This is a genomic window from Coleofasciculus sp. (assembly GCF_046565525.1).
Classification (GTDB): domain Bacteria; phylum Cyanobacteriota; class Cyanobacteriia; order Cyanobacteriales; family Coleofasciculaceae; genus Coleofasciculus.
In genome coordinates this window covers 71,036-91,320 of sequence record NZ_JBKHUP010000010.1, presented here as the reverse complement: position 1 = coordinate 91,320, position 20,285 = coordinate 71,036, and the positions used below count along the sequence as shown (strand labels likewise).

At 46.2% G+C, this 20,285-nt stretch carries 19 protein-coding genes; 15 read left to right on the top strand and 4 right to left on the bottom strand.

Annotated features, from left to right (window positions below):
• Positions 1 to 100: 100 nt before the first annotated feature.
• A complete protein-coding gene (locus tag ACLGGO_RS05620; RefSeq protein WP_446418554.1) occupies positions 101 to 331 on the bottom strand; it encodes a hypothetical protein in 231 nt (76 codons plus the stop codon).
• On the opposite strand from ACLGGO_RS05620, the gene mfd reads away from it, so the two are divergent.
• The 4 genes from mfd to ACLGGO_RS05600 all read left to right on the top strand — a co-directional run bounded on the left by mfd (position 330) and on the right by ACLGGO_RS05600 (position 6,447).
• Positions 330 to 3,851 carry a transcription-repair coupling factor gene (gene mfd / locus ACLGGO_RS05615; protein ID WP_446418553.1) on the top strand — a complete coding sequence of 1,174 codons (3,522 nt, stop codon included), beginning with the start codon at positions 330 to 332 and terminating at the stop codon, positions 3,849 to 3,851. The two genes, ACLGGO_RS05620 and mfd, sit on opposite strands and share 2 nt — an antisense overlap.
• Positions 3,852 to 3,952: 101 nt before the next feature.
• Complete coding sequence (locus ACLGGO_RS05610) at positions 3,953 to 4,585, top strand: ParA family protein (RefSeq protein WP_446418552.1); 633 nt, start codon at positions 3,953 to 3,955, stop codon at positions 4,583 to 4,585.
• Positions 4,585 to 5,214, top strand: a complete 630-nt coding sequence (locus ACLGGO_RS05605; RefSeq protein WP_446418551.1) for a hypothetical protein — start codon at positions 4,585 to 4,587, stop codon at positions 5,212 to 5,214. Before ACLGGO_RS05610 ends, ACLGGO_RS05605 begins: the two co-directional genes overlap by 1 nt.
• Positions 5,215 to 5,361: 147 nt before the next feature.
• Positions 5,362 to 6,447 carry a DUF3616 domain-containing protein gene (locus ACLGGO_RS05600; RefSeq protein WP_446418550.1) on the top strand — a complete coding sequence of 362 codons (1,086 nt, stop codon included), beginning with the start codon at positions 5,362 to 5,364 and terminating at the stop codon, positions 6,445 to 6,447.
• A gap of 445 nt (positions 6,448 to 6,892) precedes the next feature.
• Here the strand turns inward: ACLGGO_RS05600 and ACLGGO_RS05595 are convergent, their stop codons facing one another.
• Complete coding sequence (locus ACLGGO_RS05595) at positions 6,893 to 7,282, bottom strand: hypothetical protein (protein WP_446418549.1); 390 nt, start codon at positions 7,280 to 7,282, stop codon at positions 6,893 to 6,895.
• Positions 7,283 to 7,488: 206 nt separating this feature from the next.
• Positions 7,489 to 8,166 (bottom strand): response regulator transcription factor, encoded by a 678-nt coding sequence (locus tag ACLGGO_RS05590; protein ID WP_446418548.1) that lies wholly within the window; start codon positions 8,164 to 8,166, stop codon positions 7,489 to 7,491.
• 228 nt (positions 8,167 to 8,394) lie between these two features.
• Between ACLGGO_RS05590 and ACLGGO_RS05585 the strand changes: the two genes are divergently transcribed.
• The 5 genes from ACLGGO_RS05585 (at position 8,395) to ACLGGO_RS05565 (ending at position 13,343) form a co-directional block, all read left to right on the top strand.
• On the top strand, positions 8,395 to 9,102 hold the full coding sequence (locus tag ACLGGO_RS05585; protein WP_446418547.1) for a sensor histidine kinase: 708 nt from the start codon (positions 8,395 to 8,397) through the stop codon (positions 9,100 to 9,102).
• A 129-nt stretch (positions 9,103 to 9,231) separates the two neighbouring features.
• The gene (locus ACLGGO_RS05580; protein ID WP_446418546.1) at positions 9,232 to 9,675 is read left to right on the top strand and encodes a hypothetical protein; all 444 of its coding nucleotides are present in this window, start codon (positions 9,232 to 9,234) and stop codon (positions 9,673 to 9,675) included.
• A gap of 83 nt (positions 9,676 to 9,758) precedes the next feature.
• Positions 9,759 to 10,313 (top strand): GAF domain-containing protein, encoded by a 555-nt coding sequence (locus tag ACLGGO_RS05575; protein ID WP_446418545.1) that lies wholly within the window; start codon positions 9,759 to 9,761, stop codon positions 10,311 to 10,313.
• Between the two features lie 5 nt (positions 10,314 to 10,318).
• The gene (locus tag ACLGGO_RS05570; protein ID WP_446418544.1) at positions 10,319 to 12,202 is read left to right on the top strand and encodes a hypothetical protein; all 1,884 of its coding nucleotides are present in this window, start codon (positions 10,319 to 10,321) and stop codon (positions 12,200 to 12,202) included.
• 412 nt (positions 12,203 to 12,614) lie between these two features.
• Positions 12,615 to 13,343 (top strand): phosphate/phosphite/phosphonate ABC transporter substrate-binding protein, encoded by a 729-nt coding sequence (locus ACLGGO_RS05565; RefSeq protein WP_446418543.1) that lies wholly within the window; start codon positions 12,615 to 12,617, stop codon positions 13,341 to 13,343.
• 127 nt (positions 13,344 to 13,470) lie between these two features.
• Here ACLGGO_RS05565 and nrtS read toward each other — a convergent pair whose 3' ends face one another.
• Entirely contained in the window at positions 13,471 to 13,551 is an 81-nt protein-coding gene (nrtS, locus tag ACLGGO_RS05560; protein WP_446336104.1) for a nitrate/nitrite transporter NrtS, read from the bottom strand.
• 178 nt (positions 13,552 to 13,729) lie between these two features.
• Here nrtS and ACLGGO_RS05555 point away from each other — a divergent pair, with 178 nt between their 5' ends.
• From ACLGGO_RS05555 to ACLGGO_RS05530, 6 genes are all read left to right on the top strand, one after another.
• Entirely contained in the window at positions 13,730 to 15,199 is a 1,470-nt protein-coding gene (locus ACLGGO_RS05555) for a glycoside hydrolase family 13 protein (RefSeq protein WP_446418542.1), read from the top strand.
• 299 nt (positions 15,200 to 15,498) lie between these two features.
• Positions 15,499 to 16,146, top strand: a complete 648-nt coding sequence (gene hpf, locus ACLGGO_RS05550) for a ribosome hibernation-promoting factor, HPF/YfiA family (RefSeq protein ID WP_446336085.1) — start codon at positions 15,499 to 15,501, stop codon at positions 16,144 to 16,146.
• A gap of 230 nt (positions 16,147 to 16,376) precedes the next feature.
• The gene (locus ACLGGO_RS05545; protein WP_446418541.1) at positions 16,377 to 17,987 is read left to right on the top strand and encodes an ATP-binding protein; all 1,611 of its coding nucleotides are present in this window, start codon (positions 16,377 to 16,379) and stop codon (positions 17,985 to 17,987) included.
• A 115-nt stretch (positions 17,988 to 18,102) separates the two neighbouring features.
• Positions 18,103 to 18,414, top strand: a complete 312-nt coding sequence (locus tag ACLGGO_RS05540) for a carbon dioxide-concentrating mechanism protein CcmK (protein ID WP_446336083.1) — start codon at positions 18,103 to 18,105, stop codon at positions 18,412 to 18,414.
• 149 nt (positions 18,415 to 18,563) lie between these two features.
• The gene (locus tag ACLGGO_RS05535; RefSeq protein ID WP_446336082.1) at positions 18,564 to 18,923 is read left to right on the top strand and encodes a carbon dioxide-concentrating mechanism protein CcmK; all 360 of its coding nucleotides are present in this window, start codon (positions 18,564 to 18,566) and stop codon (positions 18,921 to 18,923) included.
• A 187-nt stretch (positions 18,924 to 19,110) separates the two neighbouring features.
• The gene (locus ACLGGO_RS05530; protein WP_446418540.1) at positions 19,111 to 20,226 is read left to right on the top strand and encodes an RNA-guided endonuclease InsQ/TnpB family protein; all 1,116 of its coding nucleotides are present in this window, start codon (positions 19,111 to 19,113) and stop codon (positions 20,224 to 20,226) included.
• The last annotated feature ends 59 nt before the right edge of the window (positions 20,227 to 20,285 follow it).

Here is a 20,285-nt window from a genome sequence, read left to right as displayed (position 1 = left end):
AGAAGCGTCTGCGGTTTGGTGTCGGGGTTCCTTTTGACTCCTATCCATGGGAGGAAACCCGTCCTGACCAAGGTTTGAGGGTGGCGATAGAATAGTTTTTTTAACGCAGAGGGACGCAGAGGTTCACGCAGAGGGACGCAGAGGGGTTGATCGGGAGATTGGGTGTGGGGTGAATCAGGTTGGGGGTTTGGTGTCGGGGCTTCTTTTGACGATTATTATTTCTTTTTGACTCATAAGTGAGTAAATCTGCCTCGACCAAGGCTTCTACAATGAGATAAGCCGATGGATGGCGGCTTGGGTTGTCTATTTCTAATAACGTGCGGTGAATCATGGCATTCTCTTCTATCATTCGGACTCTGGAGCGATCGCCTCTGACGAGTGAACTCCTCTCTAAACTGAATCGTCAGTCGTCTTTGCACCTGAATGGGATTGCTCGTCTACCTAAGGGGTTAGTCTCATCTGCCATCGCCCAAGCCGCAGGGCGTAATCTTTTGGTTGTCTGTGCCACGTTGGAAGAAGCTAGTCGCTGGGCGGCGCAATTGGAAGCGATGAATTGGCAGACGGTTCATTTCTATCCCACTTCAGAAGCCTCACCCTACGAACCTTTTAACCCAGAATCGGAAATGACTTGGGGACAAATGCAGGTATTAGCCGATTTGGTGATTGGTCATTCGTCAAGTTCTGATCAGGCTAACCCAGGGACTTCAAAAGACAATGGACAGACAAAACACAAGGGACTGGCAATTGTCGCCACTCATGCGGCACTCCAACCCCATTTACCACCCGTCGCCGCCTTGGCATCCTACTGCCTGACAATCAACCGAGGCATAAGTTGGGACACTAAACAAATCGATCAACAATTAGCACGCTTGGGTTATGATCGAGTGCCACTGGTGGAAATGGAAGGTCAGTGGAGTCGGCGCGGTGATATTGTGGATATTTTCCCAGTTGCGGCTGAATTACCGGTGCGTTTGGAATGGTTTGGGGATGAACTCGAACAACTGCGCGAATTTGACCCCGCGACCCAACGCTCCCTAGATAAAATTGAGCAACTGGTACTTACCCCTACTGATTTTAGCCCCATTATTACCGATGCCCTCAGTGATACCCAAGTTCAACAGGTTCAAATCCATCTAGAGGAAGAGGAACAGGCACTTTGGCAAGCCGGGGGACATCTGGAAGGGAGTCGCCGCTTCTTGGGTATTGCCTTTGAAAAACCCGCCTCTCTATTGGATTATTTACCCGATAATATCGTTATTGCCATTGACGAACCCGAACAATGTCGCGCCCATTGCGATCGCTGGGTGGAACACGCCCAAGAACATTTAGAAACCCTTGCCCATCCCCTTCCCCCTCTGCATCGTCAATTTGACCCAGACGCGCCATGGCACGTTTTTGCAGTCTATTTATCAGAACTGGCAGAAGCAACCAATGACAAAGCGGTAAATTTAGCCAGCCGCCCCATTCCCGCAACACCGCACCAATTTGCCAAACTTGCAGAAATTGTCCGCAGTGAACGCGATCGCAAGTTTTCGGTTTGGCTGATTTCTGCTCAACCTAGTCGTTCTGTCTCTCTTCTACAGGAACATGATTGTCCCGCCCAATTTGTTCCTAATCCCCGTGACTATCCCGCCATTGATAAACTGCAAAGCCAGAAAACACCCGTGGCGGTCAAATATTCCGGATTAGCTGAACTCGAAGGCTTTATCCTGCCTACGTTTCGCCTTGTTGTCATTACCGATCGCGAGTTTTTTGGGCAGCATACCCTCGCCACCCCCAGTTATGTGCGTAAACGACGCCGCGCCGCCTCGAAACAGGTTGACCCGAATAAGTTAACCCCTGGGGATTATGTGGTACATAAAAACCACGGGATTGGTAAATTTGTCAAGCTAGAAAGCCTCACCCTTAACCATGAAACCCGTGAATATCTAGTTTTACAATATGCCGATGGATTATTGCGAGTAGCCGCCGATCAGGTGGGGGTTTTGTCTCGCTATCGCAGCGCCGATAGCCCTGCGCCCCAACTGAATAAAATGTCCAGCAAAGCCTGGGAAAAGACCAAAAGTCGGGTTCGCAAAAGCATTAAGAAACTGGCGGTTGATTTACTCAAGCTCTATGCCCAACGCAGTCAACGTTCCGGTTATGCGTTTCCCGTGGATTCCCCTTGGCAAGATGAACTAGAGGAGTCATTTCCCTACCAACCCACCCCAGATCAACTCAAGGCGGTGCAAGATGTGAAGCGAGATTTAGAGAGCGAGCGCCCCATGGATCGCTTGGTTTGTGGGGATGTGGGGTTTGGGAAAACCGAGGTGGCATTGCGGGCAATTTTTAAAGTGATTACCTCCGGCAAACAAGTCGCCTTCCTCGCCCCAACCACGATTCTGACTCAACAACATTACCACACCCTCAAAGAACGCTTTGCTCCCTATCCCATTCATGTGGGATTACTCAACCGTTTCCGCACCGCTCAGGAACGCAAGGAGATTCAGCGCCGCCTCAATACTGGGGAATTAGATGTTGTTGTGGGTACCCATCAATTATTAGGAAAAGGTGTAACATTCCGCGACTTAGGTATGTTAGTCATTGATGAAGAACAGCGATTTGGGGTGAACCAAAAGGAGAAAATTAAAGCTCTAAAAACTCAAGTCGATGTGCTTACCTTAACCGCTACACCCATTCCCCGTACTTTATATATGTCCCTATCTGGGGTGCGGGAAATGAGTTTAATTACCACACCACCCCCTTCCCGGCGTCCCATTAAAACCCATTTAGCCCCTTATGATCCAGAAGCGGTTCGTACCGCAATTCGCACGGAATTAGATCGAGGGGGACAGGTGTTCTATGTTGTTCCCCGAGTCGAGGGAATTGAAGAAGTAGCCACTAAACTGCGGGAAATGATACCAGCGGCGAGATTGGCTATCGCCCATGGGCAAATGCCAGAAGGGGAATTAGAAGCGACAATGCTCACCTTTAGTAACGGGGATGCGGATATCCTTATTTGTACCACTATTATTGAATCGGGGTTAGATATTCCGCGAGTGAATACTATCCTGATTGAAGACGCCCAACGCTTTGGTCTAGCCCAACTCTACCAACTGCGGGGACGAGTCGGGCGATCTGGGGTTCAAGCACACGCTTGGTTATTCTATCCGAAGCGAGAAACGCTTTCTGACCCTGCTCGCAAGCGCTTACGGGCGATTCAGGAGTTTACTCAGTTGGGTTCGGGATATCAACTCGCGACGCGGGATATGGAAATCCGGGGGGTGGGAAATCTTCTAGGGGCGGAACAGTCGGGACAAATGGATGTGATTGGCTTTGATTTGTATATGGAAATGCTGCAAGAAGCCATTCGCGAGATTCAGGGTCAAGAAATTCCCCAAGTGGATGATACGCAGATTGACTTGAATATCACCGCCTTTATCCCGGCTGATTATATTCCCGATTTGGAGCAAAAAATGAGTGCGTATCGGACAGTGGCGGCTGCGAATACCCCGTCGGAGTTAGCCCAAATTGCGGCTGATTGGAATGATCGCTATGGTTCTTTACCCGCACCCGTTGAGCAATTATTGCGGATTGTACAACTCAAACAGGTGGCGAAGTCTCTAGGATTTAGTCGAATTAAACCCGAAGGGAAACAGCACATTGTTCTGGAAACGCCCATGGAGGAACCGGCGTGGAATCTATTGAAAGAGAACTTACCCGAAAATTTGCGATCGCGCTTTGTCTATTCTCCTGGTAAAGTAACAGTACGGGGATTAGGCGTCCTCAAAGCTAACAAACAGTTAGAAAATTTAATTGAGTGGTTAAGTAAGATGCAAGGAGCATTGCCCAAAGCAATAAAACCTGTGTAGGGGCGGGTTTCACCCCTATTGTTTCCAATGACCCAGATGTCACTAAACCCGCCCCTACCAAATAACATAAACGAATGACAAATGACATAAACAAATGACGAATGACCAGCATAATCGCTATTATTAATGGTAAGGGAGGTGTGGGCAAAACCACGACCTCAATCAACTTAGCCGCCGTACTAGCGGAGAAGAAACAGGTTTTATTAGTGGATACTGATCCGCAAGGTTCAGCGAGTTGGTGGGTGGAACGGAGTGAGGGAAAAATCGGGTTTGATGTCGCTAAAGAAACCAATCCTCAACTCTTGAGTCGCCTGCAAACCCTGAAAGGCTACGAGTTAGCCGTTGTGGATACGCCGCCTGCGCTGCGATCGCAAGCTTTGAATGCAGTTGTCGCGATCGCAGATTATATTGTTTTACCCACACCTCCCGCACCCATGGATTTAGCGGTTTTGATGGAAACCGTGCGCCGTGCGATCGCGCCTGTGGGAACCTCCCATCGGGTACTCTTAACCCGGGTAGACTCTCGTAGTCGCCGGGAAGCTTTAGAAGCTCAAACCACACTCCGGGAACTCGGCGTTCCTGCATTCGGGACGTTTATTCGGGCGTATAAAGCCCATGAACGCGCCGCCCTACAGGGGATACCGATTACTCAATGGCGGGGAGAAAATGCCCGTGAAGCTCAAGCTGATTATCGCCGCGTGGCGGATGAAATACACCATAATTGGGGGTGCTAATGACTAAAAAACGTTTAACTGATTTGCTACGGGAAGAAGTGGAAAAATCGCCATCCCCGAATCAGCAAAATGTTGACGATACCGACGAACCGAATACTGAAACAGAGGAGACATCAACTATGGCAACTAGCCGGAGAACCAGTACAACAAGAAGCTCAAATCCGACAAAAGCTGACCTAGAAGCCACCGTTGCGGAATTGAGGCAAGCACTGGAGGAAGCTCAAAACCAAGAAACCACTTTGGTTGATTTAAAAGATAGTTTAGCACAAGCTGAGCAACGAGAACGTGATTTAAAAAAACAAATTACGGAATTAGAAACACAATTGCAGCAGCAGCAAGAATCTGTTGAACAATTACAAAATGAGTTAAAGAAAATTAATCATCTCAAGAGTGAGTTTGATCAAGCCAAAAAAGCCGCCGTTCAACTTGCCCAAGCCAATGAGAAATTGATCCAGGAGGTTGATACACTTAAACAAGAGAATGAAGCGACCAAAGTAAATCAAAAGCGACCTGTAGAGACCAAACGACCTTTAGAAACCAAGCGTCCTCAAGCCCGCACTCTAGGACGACCGATTCAAAAGGAAAGTGAAAAGCCGGCTGATTTTGCTAACAAATCGTGGTTACTGTGAGGGCTTTCCATACTTTGCCCTCAACATTGGTACTTTAAATTTTCTCCAGAGGGCTTGAGGTACTGGTGGGAATAAGAATCATTGACTTTGTGAAAAAATACGCACCTTAATCACCAATACCTAATCACCAATCACCAATCACTAATTATGTCCAATCCCTTTTTGCTCAGCCGCGTCCTTTTACGCTTTAATTCCTCCGATGAAGACCTACTTAACGAACTCTCAGCCACCACGTTCACACCGGATGGCAATTTGTGGCTAGGTTCCGATGACGGGTTAAATGTAGAACGTCTTTCTCTGATCGAACCTTGTGTTTTTGGTAATCACCAATCCTATTATGTAGGAGATTTCATTGAACTATTTAATCAAGATGATGAAATCGATATTGAAGGAATCGATCATGACGATAATTATCTTTGGATAACAGGTTCCCACAGCACTAAACGTGGCAAACCTAAAGGGAAAAACTTAGAAAAAGACATACAACGCCTTGCCACAATTAAAACCGATGTGAATCGATATTTACTGATTCGTATTCCTCTGGTGAATGGCGAATTATTAAAAGTATCTTCTCTCCCGGATAATCCTGATAAGAAATTGACCGCCGCCTGTCTACAAAAGACAGAAGCGAGTAATATTCTCATGGACGCCTTAATTGACGATATTCACTTGGGTCCGTTTGTCACCCATCCCTTACCCAGTAAGGATAATGGCTTAGATATTGAAGGATTGGCGGTGCGTGGCGATCGCGTGTTTTTGGGCTGTCGGGGTCCGGTTCTCAGGGGTTGGGCAGTTATCATAGAAATCAAAGTGGCTGAAACTGCACCGGGGATATTAACCCTTCAGAATATCGGTGAAAACGGCAGACGCTATCTCAAGCACTTTATCGATCTTAATGGTTTAGGCGTGCGGGAACTCTGTTGGCAAGGAGACGATTTGTTGATTCTCGCTGGACCGACAATGGATTTAGAAGGCGCTATCAATGTATTTCGCCTCAAGTCTATTTTAGACCGTTCAGCCGATAGTATCACTGGGCAAGCCTCAGGAGAGCTAGAGAGTCTGTTTGACTTACCCTTTACCCCAGGATGCGATCACGCCGAAGGTTTAGCCTTGTTTCCCTGTTTAGGAGAATCCGATGCGCTATTAATCGTTTATGATTCCCCCAACCCCATTCGCCAAATTGAACCAAGTGTGATTTACGCAGACGCTTTTAGCGGAAAAATTCTCGGCTAATCGTGCTAAATAACTTGGGATATTGGTAATCCGAGCAATTAAGGTTTTGCCTGTTCCATTGGTGTAGTAACAAAGCATAAGATTACTAATGTCATTGAGCCGAGAAGAAAATAGTTGAGTCATCATCAATAACCCCCGTAATGTTATCAGTTGGTCACAATTCTTACTTAGAAGCAGAATAAAGGATTACCAAAAAGCTTTATCCACAAGTTTGACTGCAGAAGACTAGGGCAGAGCTGTTTCCGATACCACTCCGTCAAAACTAGACAAAAAAGCAGATACCAAAAGCATAGAGCCTTCTACCCTCTGCCTTCTGCTTTCTACCTTTTTGTCCTCGCTGAAACTGAATCAGATACTTAATCAGCTAAAACACCTTCAATCCCCTATTTACTTTGCCCAAAATGTCCAACAGCTTATCCGTAAGTTGTCTCAAGAACAGCTTTCCTTATGAAAAGGCTGGCGCAAAAAGATAGGTATGGCTCCAAGGCAAGGTATAGAATTGAGCATTGGTTAGGGACGAGGGAGGTTGCCAGTCTGATTGAGTGTGTAGAAGGTACTCTATTCCCCAATGAGCATAGGTTTCAACCCGCAAACGCAGTTCTAAGGAATGGTAAGGAATTTTCGTGGATACAGAACCGTTCGTCGTTTTCTTTGCCTGGGTATAAGCTTCAGGAATTGCTGCCATCACGTAGTCAACGAGTCGTTGACGGACATCAGGCTGGGCAAACAGTTCGTTGTAGAGCTCATCACCATAAACTGCCAGTGCATTGTCAATTTCTTCATTCACTAATCGTAGTCCCAAGTCTACAACCGCTTTAGACAGTGATTTAGACATTGTTCATTTCCTCAACTTGATGGTTTACCTGCTGAGATAAGAATGGAGCTGTCGTCATACGGAAACACTGAAATTAGAGGACATCCAGTCAAAAACGGGAATACCCCTATCGGTCATGACTCAATGACCACTACAGACTTTACAGGTTAAACGTAAAAAATTTGGGGAATGACAAAGGAAATTTAGTGATTTAGTTAAAGAGAAGATTAAGAAAAGGGTTTCAATCGATAACCAAAACTGTGAACCGTCTCAATCAAGTCATCGGGCGCTCCCACCGCTTTGAGTTTGTGACGCAAGCTCTTAATGTGGGCTTTAACGGTATCTTCAAAAGGGCTTGCCTCTGATGACCACAAATGTTCAATGATAAACTCGCGGTTGATGATACGCTGACTATTTCGCAAAAATAATTCTAGACAGGAATATTCCTTTGGGGTTAAATGTACAGGCTGTTGATTATAAGTTACTTCATGACGGCTGGGATCGAGCTGTAAGCGCTCCCACTCTAGCACTGGCGGTACTGAACATCCTCCCCGCCTCAACAGCGCTCGAATGCGAGCTAAGAGTTCTGGCAAATCAACGGGTTTGACCACATAGTCATCAGCGCCTGCATCTAAACTGTTCACCTTATCCGTGCTGGTGTCAAGGGCTGTGATCATCAGGATCGAGCCGTGATAGCCATCAGCACGCAGACGTCGGCACAAACTGACACCATCTAACTTAGGTAGCATGACATCGAGCAAAATTAAGTCATAATAAAGGCTGATCGCTTGTTGCCAGCCTGCTTCCCCATCATTGACAACATCCACATCATAATGCTGATCGATAAGCGCCTCTGTGAGTGCTTCCGCGAGCGGTATATCGTCTTCCACGAACAAGATTTTCATAGCCAATTTTTTGAATAAACCAGAAAGGAGACTAAAGCTGATATAGCAGATGCGCTATACTCTTCCGATTTCCACTTTACCAACCAGCATGAAAATTACTGGCTCGCACGAGATGGTAATCGTCGCCTAATTTCCTGGTACAATACAGTCCTGCTAGATGACAACAGTGCAGTTAAGTATCTCATTGGTATTGGCATTGATATCACTGAGCGCAAACAAGCCGAAGAAATGCGTCGCCAACTCGAACGCCAGCAAGAACTGAGTCAACTCCAGCTACGCTTTTTTTCGTTAGTGTCTCATGAATTTCGCACTCCCTTGAGTACAATTTTAGCCTCCGTTCAACTCCTACAACTTTGCCCTGATAAATTTTCTCCTGATAAAAAACTCAGAAATCTGCAACGTATTGAAGGTGCGACTCAACGCCTACGGCAAATGTTAGATAACATTCTCACAATTAATCGTGCTGAAACGGGACAATTGGATTTCCAGCCGACGCAGGTTGAGCTGGAAAAGTTTTGTCAAGATATTTTGGCTGATATACCGCTTAACCCTGACCATCAACATGTTCTAAATTGTGTTATAAATGCCGACTGTGGCAGCGCCTGTTTAGATAAAAATATGCTGCGTTCTATTTTGAGCAATTTACTGACGAATGCAATTAAATATTCTCCGCAAGGTGGCACTATTGATTTTCGGATAAATTGCACAGCAACTGAGGTAATTTTTCAAGTTTGCGATCGAGGAATTGGTATTCCGGTTGATGATATTCCCCATATATTTAAAGCCTTCCACCGGGGAACAAATATTGATAGTATTCCGGGTTCAGGATTAGGGTTAACGGTTGCCCAAACTTGTGTTAGCGTACATGGCGGTAACATTAGCGTGACCAGCGAACCTGAAGTTGGCACAACGTTTACGGTAACAATTCCTGGCTAATTCATGAGTCAATTGTAGGGGCGGATTTAGCCTATTCAACTAGCTATAGACAAAATAATGAACAACAAAACCCGCCCTTATTCATAAGTTAATAAATAAACCATTTTGAATGAGTGGAGTGTGAAAGTAATGAGCAAAAAACCAACTAAACTAAACCATTTTGCTATTACTAACGCTGCTAAGATAAGGCTGATCATCTTATTTTTCCTATTGGTAAGTTTAGGAATTTGGACAGGGTTAACGTTTTCGGAACCGACGAGTCCCCAACAGGCAGCCGCTCAAGTTAAGCTGCTAGAAGCTATTTACCAAAAGGGGAATTATATCGAGGCGGGGATTTGGATAGCGATCGCACTCGGATTTGGAGTCCGCATCATTCGCCATTCGGGAACAGAGCGATATCAAGCACTCATGGCTTTCCTCACCTTCTTTTTCTTTGGACTATCGGATATCATCGAAGTGCAGACAGGAGCCTGGTGGCGTCCTTGGTGGTTATTTGTGTGGAAAAGCCTGTGTGTGTTTTCCATGGCAGCTTTGCTAATCAATTATCTGCGATCGCGCTCTGATTCGCAGTGATATTGAGCGGGCGTGCAGGGGGTTCCCGGAGATGGGGGAGATAGGGATAAAATAGCAAGTGTAACCAATAATTGGGACTTAACATGAATCAGCCAGTGCCAGGGAATCCCCAAACCAACTCTGATTCTGATCAATCGATGACCACTGGTGATCCAGGTTTACGATCCTTTGCTGACCGTCTGGCTAAGAATTTGGCACGGGATACGCTAATTCAAGGAACGACTGACTATCTGCGAGACATCTTGGCAGTCGATCGCGTGGTTCTTTATTATTTCTATCACGAGTGGAAAGGTCAGGTCACCTTCGAGTCATTAAGTTCTCCCAAATACTCTATCTTCGGCTCGACAGGGGGCGATGAATGCTTTAATGACGAGTATGCCCAGTTGTATTATGCAGGACGGGTAAGAGCGATCGCAGATATTGAAACCGAACCCATCGATCCCTGTCACCGCGACTTTTTGCGGAGCCTCAAAGTACATGCCAATTTAGTTGTGCCGATTCTCACACCGCGACGGTTATGGGGATTACTTGCGGCTCATCATTGCCGAGATACCCGTTCCTGGTTACCGTCTGACATTGAAGCCATGAAAAAATCAGCCCAAACCCTAGCGACGGTTCCAGCAATTCGAGATAGCTAGATATCATGAAAGTCAAAGTCCTAGTTCTAGCGCTGACAACTCTTACCGCACTTATCGGTACGGCGGATTGGGCGGCAGATTTTCCCCTGAGTCGAGCCCTGTTGTCTGAGTGGCAATGGGGAGGAGTTGGACGGTCCCAAACCCTGCTCAAAGAGCGTATTTTAGATGAAGGGGAAGCAGAAGCCGCATTTCGGGCGCGGAGTTTGGCAATTCGGGAAAAGGTGGCGGCGGAGGATTTGCAGGGATTGGATACCTGGTGGCGTACTCGCACGATTAGTGACCCCCATAAATACCTACTTCCAGTCATTCTTGCCCGCCTCAGCTTAGGGGAACAATACGATCGCCAGCAAACCTGGGATATACTCTTAGGTTTAGATGAAGGAAAACCTGATCTTTATCACTTCCGCAGCCCCTACGATATTCGTATCTTCTTCTTATTTCGAGATACCATGCCCAAAGCGGTACAATCCTCTTACCGTAGTATGGTGGATTCGCCGCGTGTGCGGGAGTGGCTGGAACAGGGTACAGAAAACCATCAGTTCATGCAGCGTATTTCCGGTTTAGCGCTGATGGATGGAAGTGGTTTCCCTACGCCTCTCCCGGCGACGGCGGCGACAAATGAGGCTTGGCTTAGGGCAGAATTGAATAAGTTCCTGACGATTGGACAGGGAGAGTTTCATTCTTCGACGTATTATGGTTATGCGATCGCAGGTTTGCTAAATCTCTATGATTTTGCCGATACTCCTGAACTGCGCCAGTTGGCAAAAGCCGCATTAGATTGGTACGCCGTCAATATGGCGGTGCGCTTCAGTTGGGGAACCGCAGGCGGTGCAGAAAGTCGTGGTTTTGATCGGGGGACGTGGGATGATAGTGGTTTGAGTGGGGTGGCTTGGATTTGGTGGGGGGATAGTTTGACACCTGTCGAGCGTATGGATCGTGGTGTTACTAGGGTAGCATTACCTGCCGCGTTGAGTGATTATCGTCCGCCGCCTCAATTGAGAGCGATTGCCCGTAAGGAGATAAAATTACCCTTTCAGCTTAAAGCCAGTCATCCTGGTTATTATAGTTATCACCAAGACAACCGATTTTGGGAAACATTTTATGTGACTCAAGATTATAGTTTGGGTACATTAATTGACCCCAGTCGTTCTTACCAAGTCAAAGGCACCATTAATGCCCAATATGCTACCTATAAATTAGTCATCCGTGATCCAAAGGGGCAAAATAATGCCGTTGTTAGTTTGGGAGGAACCTATCATTCCGCCATGGCGACAGGGCGTTCTCCAGGAGATCAGTACGTCCAAGAAAAGGGTGCAGTAATTTATCAGTTACGATTAAATCCACAAGATAAAGCCGCCGATGTACTGGGGCGTTCTCACCTGGTTTTACCGACTCGATATGGGAAACCTCAGCGCTATAGGGATTGGTACATTTGGCGAATTGAGAATACCTTCCTTTGCGCCCGTCCTTGGGGTGAAAAGATAGACTGGCAAAGTCAGGTATCAGAGAAATATTCTGATTACCAAGTTTTAGCGGCAATCGGCAGGAATACCGCTTGGATTACCGATGTAGCCAGTGTTGATGATTATCCCACAATCGAGGCTTTACAGCAAGCCCTTGACCAAACAGAGATTCGCGATCGCTCCTGGGAGACAATGGGTCAGCTTACCTATACCAGTTTAGCTGGCGATCGCTTACAGATGACCTATCAACCCAATCGAGGGGCGGGTGTAGCTCAGATTAATGGCAAAGAGCGAATTCTCGATGATTGGGCGGTGTTGGATAGTCCTTATGTTCAGCAAGAATTAAATAGTGGTCTTTTAGACGTGTTTTCTCCCCAAGGAAATTGGCGTCTGCGAGGCACATTGACGGGTCCTGAATGGGATTAGGTAATCAGTAATAATTAGGGGCTTTTGAATAAGTATTGTTGTGAGAATAGGGAACCGGGAACGGTTGTAGTGCGAGGGTCTAGCTCGTTATTTTGTATAGGTTTTTATCTACTGTAGGGGCGGGTTTAGCCACTAAGTTAGCTAGTCACCGATAAATGTTCGTCATTTAAATCTTATTGTCAAGAATTACGAAATCTATATAGTGTGACCAAGCGTCCCGCTACTTCTCCTCACTTTAACGCCATGACAGCTTAATTCATCGGTTAATATATCTCACTCTATACCCCTGATGCCGTTTTATGAATAAAAGCAATAATTCACGTTCCTGATTGGGTCAAATTTCCATGAAAAAAGGAATCAGAGGAAGACAAGAATTCTCTTCCGCCAATGTACGTAGAAAATAGACCCCTCCATGAACAAGTTAACCCTGATGATCTGTCCCCACGATACAGCCAAGAAACCGGATCGATGGTTTCGGTTTGTCCAGTATTTAAATAATCAGCTTGATGTCAAAGTACATTTAGATGTTTCGCTGGATTTCCAGGATTTTCATCAACATCTAGAGCAAGCCGATATCGTCTATGCTAACCCTGCTGATAGTATCCGTCTGCGGGAACAACAAGGCTTTTCTGCTGTAGTTCGTCCGACCAATCTCTATGATGAAGTCGTGTATATTGCCAATCAGGATATCGCCAATCCCACCTTAGAGTCACTGCAAGGGAAAACTATTGCCACTGTCATAAGTATGCTACCGAGTAAGGTTGCTTTACATAGCCTCAAAGAAAAAGGAATTGCACCGGCACAAATTTTGGATAAATCCTCCTGGTTAGGAGTTGTCAATAGCGTGTCCAAAAACGAAGCCCCTTTCGGCATTGTCTATAAAGACACATACAAGGAACTCTCAGCCAATACCAAGGCGATGGTTAATGCCTTTGCTGAATCGGAAGAAAAGGTCATCTTTCATGGTATCTATATTAGTCCAAATGCCATGGATCATAAGAGTCAATTAGAACGTATTCTTTTAGATATGAATACGACTCCAGCCGGAAAAGATGTGTTGCAAGAACTCAATATTGAAGGATGGCGTAAAACTACATCTGAGGAAATTAGTACCGCTAAGCAGATGATGATGGCGGCTTAAACCATCTGAGAATCCCAATCCTTTTCACGGGGATTGGGATTCTCACGCCGTTCTTGAAATTAAAAATATACGACTTTTGACAGGTGACAAAAAATTCGAGTTAAATATGCATTTTATCAAGATTCCATCATCGTTGTCGGGAGCGACTGATATACTGCCCATGAATATTCACTCCATAAGGAACTAGGTAGGTGAGTAATCCAGAAATCCAGACAGTATTCCTTGAACGGTTTTATCATTGGCACAATTGAAATCATTGGATTTCGTTACATAAGTTTTTCTTTGGCTTAAAGACAGTTTTCGGGTAAAATACTAACTTCAATAACATAAATCGTATTTAGCGAGCCATACTTGTACTCTAGTAGAGAAGAGCTAGACCATTATCAATGCAGATTCAGACGCCAGATTGGGTGAAGCACGCCGTCTTCTATCAAATATTCCCGGATCGCTTCGCCAAGGGTCATCCACCCCGTTCGCAAGTGGCTAAAACACTTCCCTTAGAACCCTGGGATGCCCTGCCCACCTTACAAGGTTATAAGGGCGGAGATCTGTGGGGCGTAATGGAAAAACTCGATTATTTGCAAGATTTAGGCGTTAACGCCATTTACTTTACCCCCATCTTTCAATCCGCCAGTAACCACCGTTACCACACTCACGATTATTATCAGATCGACCCAGTATTAGGGGGGAATGGTACATTCATGACACTCTTAGAGAAATGTCATCAGCGGGAGATGAAAGTCGTCCTGGATGGTGTATTTAATCATGCAAGTCGCGGCTTCTTCTTCTTCCATGACATTCTCGAAAATGGTCCTTATTCGCCGTGGTTAGATTGGTTCAAGATTGAACGCTGGCCCCTATCAGCCTATGATGGCAGCAAACCAGCTAACTATGTCGGTTGGGAAGGCAATCGGGCGTTACCCGAATTCAACCATGATAATCCCGACGTGCGGGAATATATTATGCAGGTTGCCGAACATTGGATTAAACTCGGCGTCGATGGTTGGCGCTTAGATGTCGCGTATGAGATTGAAGCGCCAGGATTTTGGCAAGAATTTCGCGATCGCGTCAAAGCCATTAACCCAGATGCCTATATTGTCGGCGAAGTGTGGGTAGACTCGAGTCAGTGGCTAGATGGGACTCAATTTGACGGGGTAATGAACTACCTATTCACCGGACCCACCATCGCCTTTACCGCAGGCGATCGCGTGGTTCACGCATACGTAGAACAACCCTCTTACGAACCCTATCCTCCCCTAGATGCACCGGGTTATGCCGCTAAAATCGAGCATCTGTTGCAGCTATACCCCTGGGAAATTCAACTCACCCAACTCAACCTGCTAGCCAGTCATGATACAGCCCGACTGCTATCCATTGCCAGTGGCGGGAAGAAAAATCCATCCGCCGAAGCGATCGAAAGCGTTAAGCTAGCTACCCTATTACTGTTTACCTTTCTCGGCGCCCCCAGCATCTACTATGGAGATGAAGTCGGTTTACCCGGCGCATTAGATCCTGACTCCCGACGGGGTTTTCCCTTAGAATCTCAATGGAATCAAGAGATTCTCGATTGTCACCGTCAGCTTATTGCCCTACGTCATCATCACCCCGCCCTGCGTACAGGTAGCTATAAAGTGCTCTTTGCCGAGGGAATGACGTATATTTTCGCCCGCCAACTTGAGGCAGATGAGTTAATTATTGCCGTCAATGCAGGAATGACAACCACCCAAGTTCAGGTTGAGGCGCCGCCAGAATTATCACCACGTCGTCAAATCCTGTACGGCGACGCCAGCTTCACCTGGAATCAAAACAATTTGGCGATAGAATTACCGCCTCGGACAGGTTGTATTTTGGGTTAACACCTCCGTTGACTCCCTCATCTCCCTCTATTGGGGAAGAGGCCACTCAACCCGCGCCGCTTGACTGTTCCAGACGTAGAATCCTACGTCTGGGCATTCCTTGTCCCCATTTTGTGCCATTTATACCTTATTCCCTGGTTAAGGAATATATCAGAGAACAAACTTACGTAAAGTATTGCTGCTTACATCCAGAAGTTATCCACACTCAGCCTTACAATAGAAGTATCCTCCAAGAGCAGCTAAGACCAGCCCTAGCTCTGCTCTATTACGACACAATACTACAGGACGGAGTAGTCAGTATGAAGCTTGTGATCCAGGGCAAGAACATTGAAATCACTGATGCAATTCGAGAATATGTTAATCAAAAGATAGAAAAAGCGGTCAATCACTTTCAGAATATGACGACTGAGGTAGACGTGCATCTCTCTGTTGCCCGTAATCCTCGGATCAGCACGAAGCAAACTGCCGAAGTTACCATATATGCCAATAAAACCGTAATTCGTGCCCAGGAGAGTAGCGAAGACTTGTATGCCAGTATCGATCTGGTGGCAGATAAGATTCAGCGTCAACTGCGTAAATACAAAGAAAAGCTGCAAAAGAAAACACAGGCACAACCGAAAACAGCCGCTGTTATTCATGAAGCACCTGTGGCTGAGGATTTAATTGGCGATCGCGCTCCCGAACTGCCCACAGAAGTCGTGCGGATGAAATATTTCGCCATGCCGCCGATGACCATTGAAGAAGCCTTGGAACAGCTTCAACTGGTCGATCACGACTTCTATATGTTCCGGAATGCGAAAACCGATGAGATTAACGTCATCTATGAACGAAATCACGGCGGATATGGTGTGCTTCAGCCTCGTAATGGCAATGGTCATACCAATAATAAAAATGGCAAGACTGCCCAGGATCTTGAGGTGGTAACCAATACATCAACAATTTCATAGCATCTGTTATCAAACTTGGTGTCCTCTGTTGATCCTCCCCCGAGTGACAGACGGGGGATTCTTGTCAATGACTAGTCTTAACTTCCTAGCAGAAATGGCAGGGAGGGGTATAAAGGACCCAAGTTCCTGATACCCACCGAGAACGGCGGCTCTTCGTGGTAACAGCAGGGGAGAATCCCCGACTAGAATCTTTGATTTAGTCGGGGTTCCGTTCAAGCTGTGCAATATATATGAGCAATAGTGGTGTGGCAAGGGCAAAGATTCTAGTTGTCGAAGATGAAATTATTACTGCTCAAGCCATTGCTGGTCAACTCAAACGACTGAGTTACGACGTGGTGGATATTGCCAATTCTGGTACAGCCGCCCTCGCTAAAGTCGCTGAAACTCATCCAGATCTGGTGTTGATGGATATTGTTCTCAAACACCGAGAAATGGATGGAATTGAAGCCGCCGATCAAATTCGCAGCCAATTTAAAATACCTGTCATCTACCTGACGGCTCACTCCGAGGCGGCTACCTTGGCGCGTGCTAAAGTGACAGAGCCATTTGGCTATATTGTCAAGCCCTTTAATCAACGAGATTTAGGGATTACGATCGAAATCGCGCTTTATAAGCATCAAACCCAACAGCAGTTAATCGAACGCGAGGAATTTCTCTCGACGATTCTCGACTCAACCCATGATGCGGTAGTGGCAACGGATGCAATGGGCGGCATTACTTATATGAATCCTATCGCCCAAACCGTAACGGGCTGGTTGTCTACTGAAGCGATGGGCAAACCCATTACTGAAGTCGTGCAAATTCTCAATGAAGCCACGAATACAGTTGTGGAAAACCCAGTGATGCTACTGCTGCGGGGTGAACCTGTCCTGAATCAAGGACATAATCGCCTGTTAATTGCCAGAGATGGAACCAAGACGCCAATCGTAGATCATGTTTCCTTAATGCGCCCCAACGATGATGATATCAAGGGTGCGGTTTTAGTATTTTGCGATATCAGCGAACGCCGTCAAGCCCAAGCCCTAGAACTAGAACGGGTTAAACTGGCAACGGAAGTCGCCGAACGCCAAAAAGCCGAAGCCGAAATTCGCAAAGCCTTAATCGCTGAACAGGAATTAAGTGAACTGAAATCTCGGATTGTGGCAATGATTTCCCACGAATACCGCACACCCTTGGCAGTAATTTTAACCTCAACAGAACTCCTGAAACGGTACAGTGATCAGTTATCACAGGAGAAACAACAAACTTATTTAGACCGGATTCAAATGGGCGTCAAGCAGATGGCTCAGCTTGTGGAAGAGGTTCTCACGTTTAATAAAGCCCAAGCTGGCGAACTTCAGTTTAATCCCGAACCGTTGAATGTGGAAGACTTTTGTCTCCAATTGGTAGACGAACAGCGACTGATGGTCGGCGATCGCTATACTTTGACTTATGACGCTCAACTCTCGTCTGGTGAAGCGGAGTTAGATAAGCAGATGCTGCGACATATCGTCACCAATCTCCTCAGCAATGCGATTAAGTATTCTGCCAAAGGCACGACGGTTTCCTTGTCTCTACGCCACGAGGATGACAGTATTATCATTCAAGTTCAAGACCAAGGGATTGGTATTCCCGAATCGGAGCAACCTCGATTATTTTCCCCCTTTTTCCGTGCCAGTAATGTCAGTACAATTGCCGGCACGGGAATGGGACTGTCTATTGTTAAAAATTGTGTAGATTTGCATCAGGGGAAGATCGCGATCGCGACTCAGGTGGGCAAAGGGACAACGGTGACAGTCATGTTACCCGTCAACGCCAAACCCGTCCTCTGGAAATCCAACCCATTAAAATATTTCAATTGATGAAGTTTTGTTTCATCTAAAAAATAATCTATAATCTAATTTCGCCCAAATGGGTCATCAAGCCCCGTACAATAAGTTGGATATAGTCTTTTGAGGTGGAGGCAACAGAGCAATCATGCCAGCAGCAGTTGGGACGATTGAAGCGTTGGGGTTTCCAGGGATACTTGCCGCAGCAGACGCGATGGTCAAAGCTGGCGCTGTTACCCTGGTGAAGTTTGATCGCAATGAAAGTGGTCGCTTTATGGTCAGCGTTCGGGGCAAAATCTCCGAGGTCAGGGTGGCTGTAGATGCGGGTCTAGAAGCGGTGGAGAAAACCTATGGCGCCGAGATAACCGCTTACTACATCATTCCTAATCCCCACGAAAATGTTGACACCGTTCTACCGATTGAATATACCAGTCAAGTTGAACAGTTTCGTACATTTTAACTGATTAAGGAAAGGGTAAAAGTTTCAGTTGCTCTAGGTCTGGTTCGCGATAAAAATGCTAAAGACACAGAGTATTTTCCTGAAAAAATACCCATAATTCGTAGAATAAGTTTTTGATTTAATAATTTCACTGATTAAGGAGATTGGCAATGTCAATAGTAGCAGTTGGGTCAATTGAAACCAAGGGCTTTCCCGGTATATTAGCCGCAGCCGATGCCATGGTGAAAGCGGGTCGAGTGACGATAGTTGGCTATATCCGCGTCGGTAGCGCTCGTTTTAATCTGAATATTCGTGGCGATGTTTCTGAGGTAAAAACTGCCATGGATGCGGGGATTGCCGCCGTTGAAAAAACCTATGGTGCAACCTTAGAATCGTGGGTGATTATTCCCCGTCCTCACGAAAATGTGGAGTGTGTTCTGCCGATTGCGTATACGGAAGAGGTTGAGCAGTACCGAGAAGCAGTTGAAAATCCATTAATCCAAGGTCGAGGAAACGGATTGCAACGTTAAGAAAATAGGAAAGTTAGAGTTTTATGTAGGGGCTGGTTCCACCTTTAGCTTAATCTGCGAGAAGCCCCACGCTCTAATCTTCGATTGAGCGTGGGATGAATCGCTTTTTCTAAGGAAATTTATTTCCAATTTATCCTAACTATTCGGCTTGAAATTGTTAGAATAAAGTGTAAAGGAGGTGATGAAATTGAAGCGAAGCAAAGACACATTTAACCGCTTTGTCAAAGGTGATTTAAACGGGAAGCGAAGCGGGAAGCCTCGGTTTAAGTCGGTGCGGCGATATCGAACATTTTCGATTCCCCAGTTAAAGCCGGGTTGCCTAACCGTCACGGCTAACCCTCACCGACGGAAAAACGGCTCAGCACGACGGGATATCGCTTATATCAACCTACCCAAGGTAGGTCAGGTTAAGCTTATCTACCACCGCCCCATTCCGGAACGTTTCACTATCAAAGCGGCGCTAGTTTCTCACAAAGCAGATGGATGGTACATAACCCTAACACTAGAAGACAAGTCTGTCCCCAGCTTAAAGCCTCCAGAGATAGAAGCAACAGAAGAGAACTCTCTGGGTTTGGACGTTGGCTTGGGTAGGGGCGAAGCATTTGCGCTGACAACTTGTGCAACTAACCGCTCACTAAACTCCGCAAATGCTTCGCCCTTACAAACGGCATCGGATGGGGAAATTGAGCCAATTCAACAGCACTATCGCAATTCTGAGGCGAAGTTGGCAAGGTTGGCTAACCGCAAAGATGGAAAGCCAAACAAATCGGCTTCACGGCGGAAGCTGGCAAAAAAGATATCTAAGCACCACCAAAAGCTACAACGGAAGCGGAAACAATTCCATTATGAGTCGGCGACAAAACTGGTGAGCCGGGATGAACAGGTGTTTTTTGTGGAGAACATCAAGCCAGGAAATTTGTCCCGGAAAAATAAACCTAAACAGGATGAAAATGGAAAATATTTACCCAATGGACAAAGCGCTAAATCAGGTTTAAACAAATCAATCAATGATGCTGGCTGGGGTCAATTCCTATCAATTCTCGCTTACAAAGCTGCAAAAGCTGGCAAGTCGGTGGTGAAGGTAAAACCCCACGATACAAGCCAAGTATGTTCTTGTTGTAATCGCTTTGAAGAGAAAGATTTATCTGTCCGAATCCATGAATGTCTATGCGGACTAATAATGGATAGGGACTGGAACGCAGCGATAAACATCAAGAGAGTGGGCTCTTGCATACTCCCCACTATAAAACGCCGGAAGCGTAGTCGTAAGGCTGCGACAAAGGAAGCCTACACTGTACCCTAAGGGTACAGTGTAGGAGGATGTCACACGGATGCAAGTTTTGCGCCCCTACGAGATCAGCG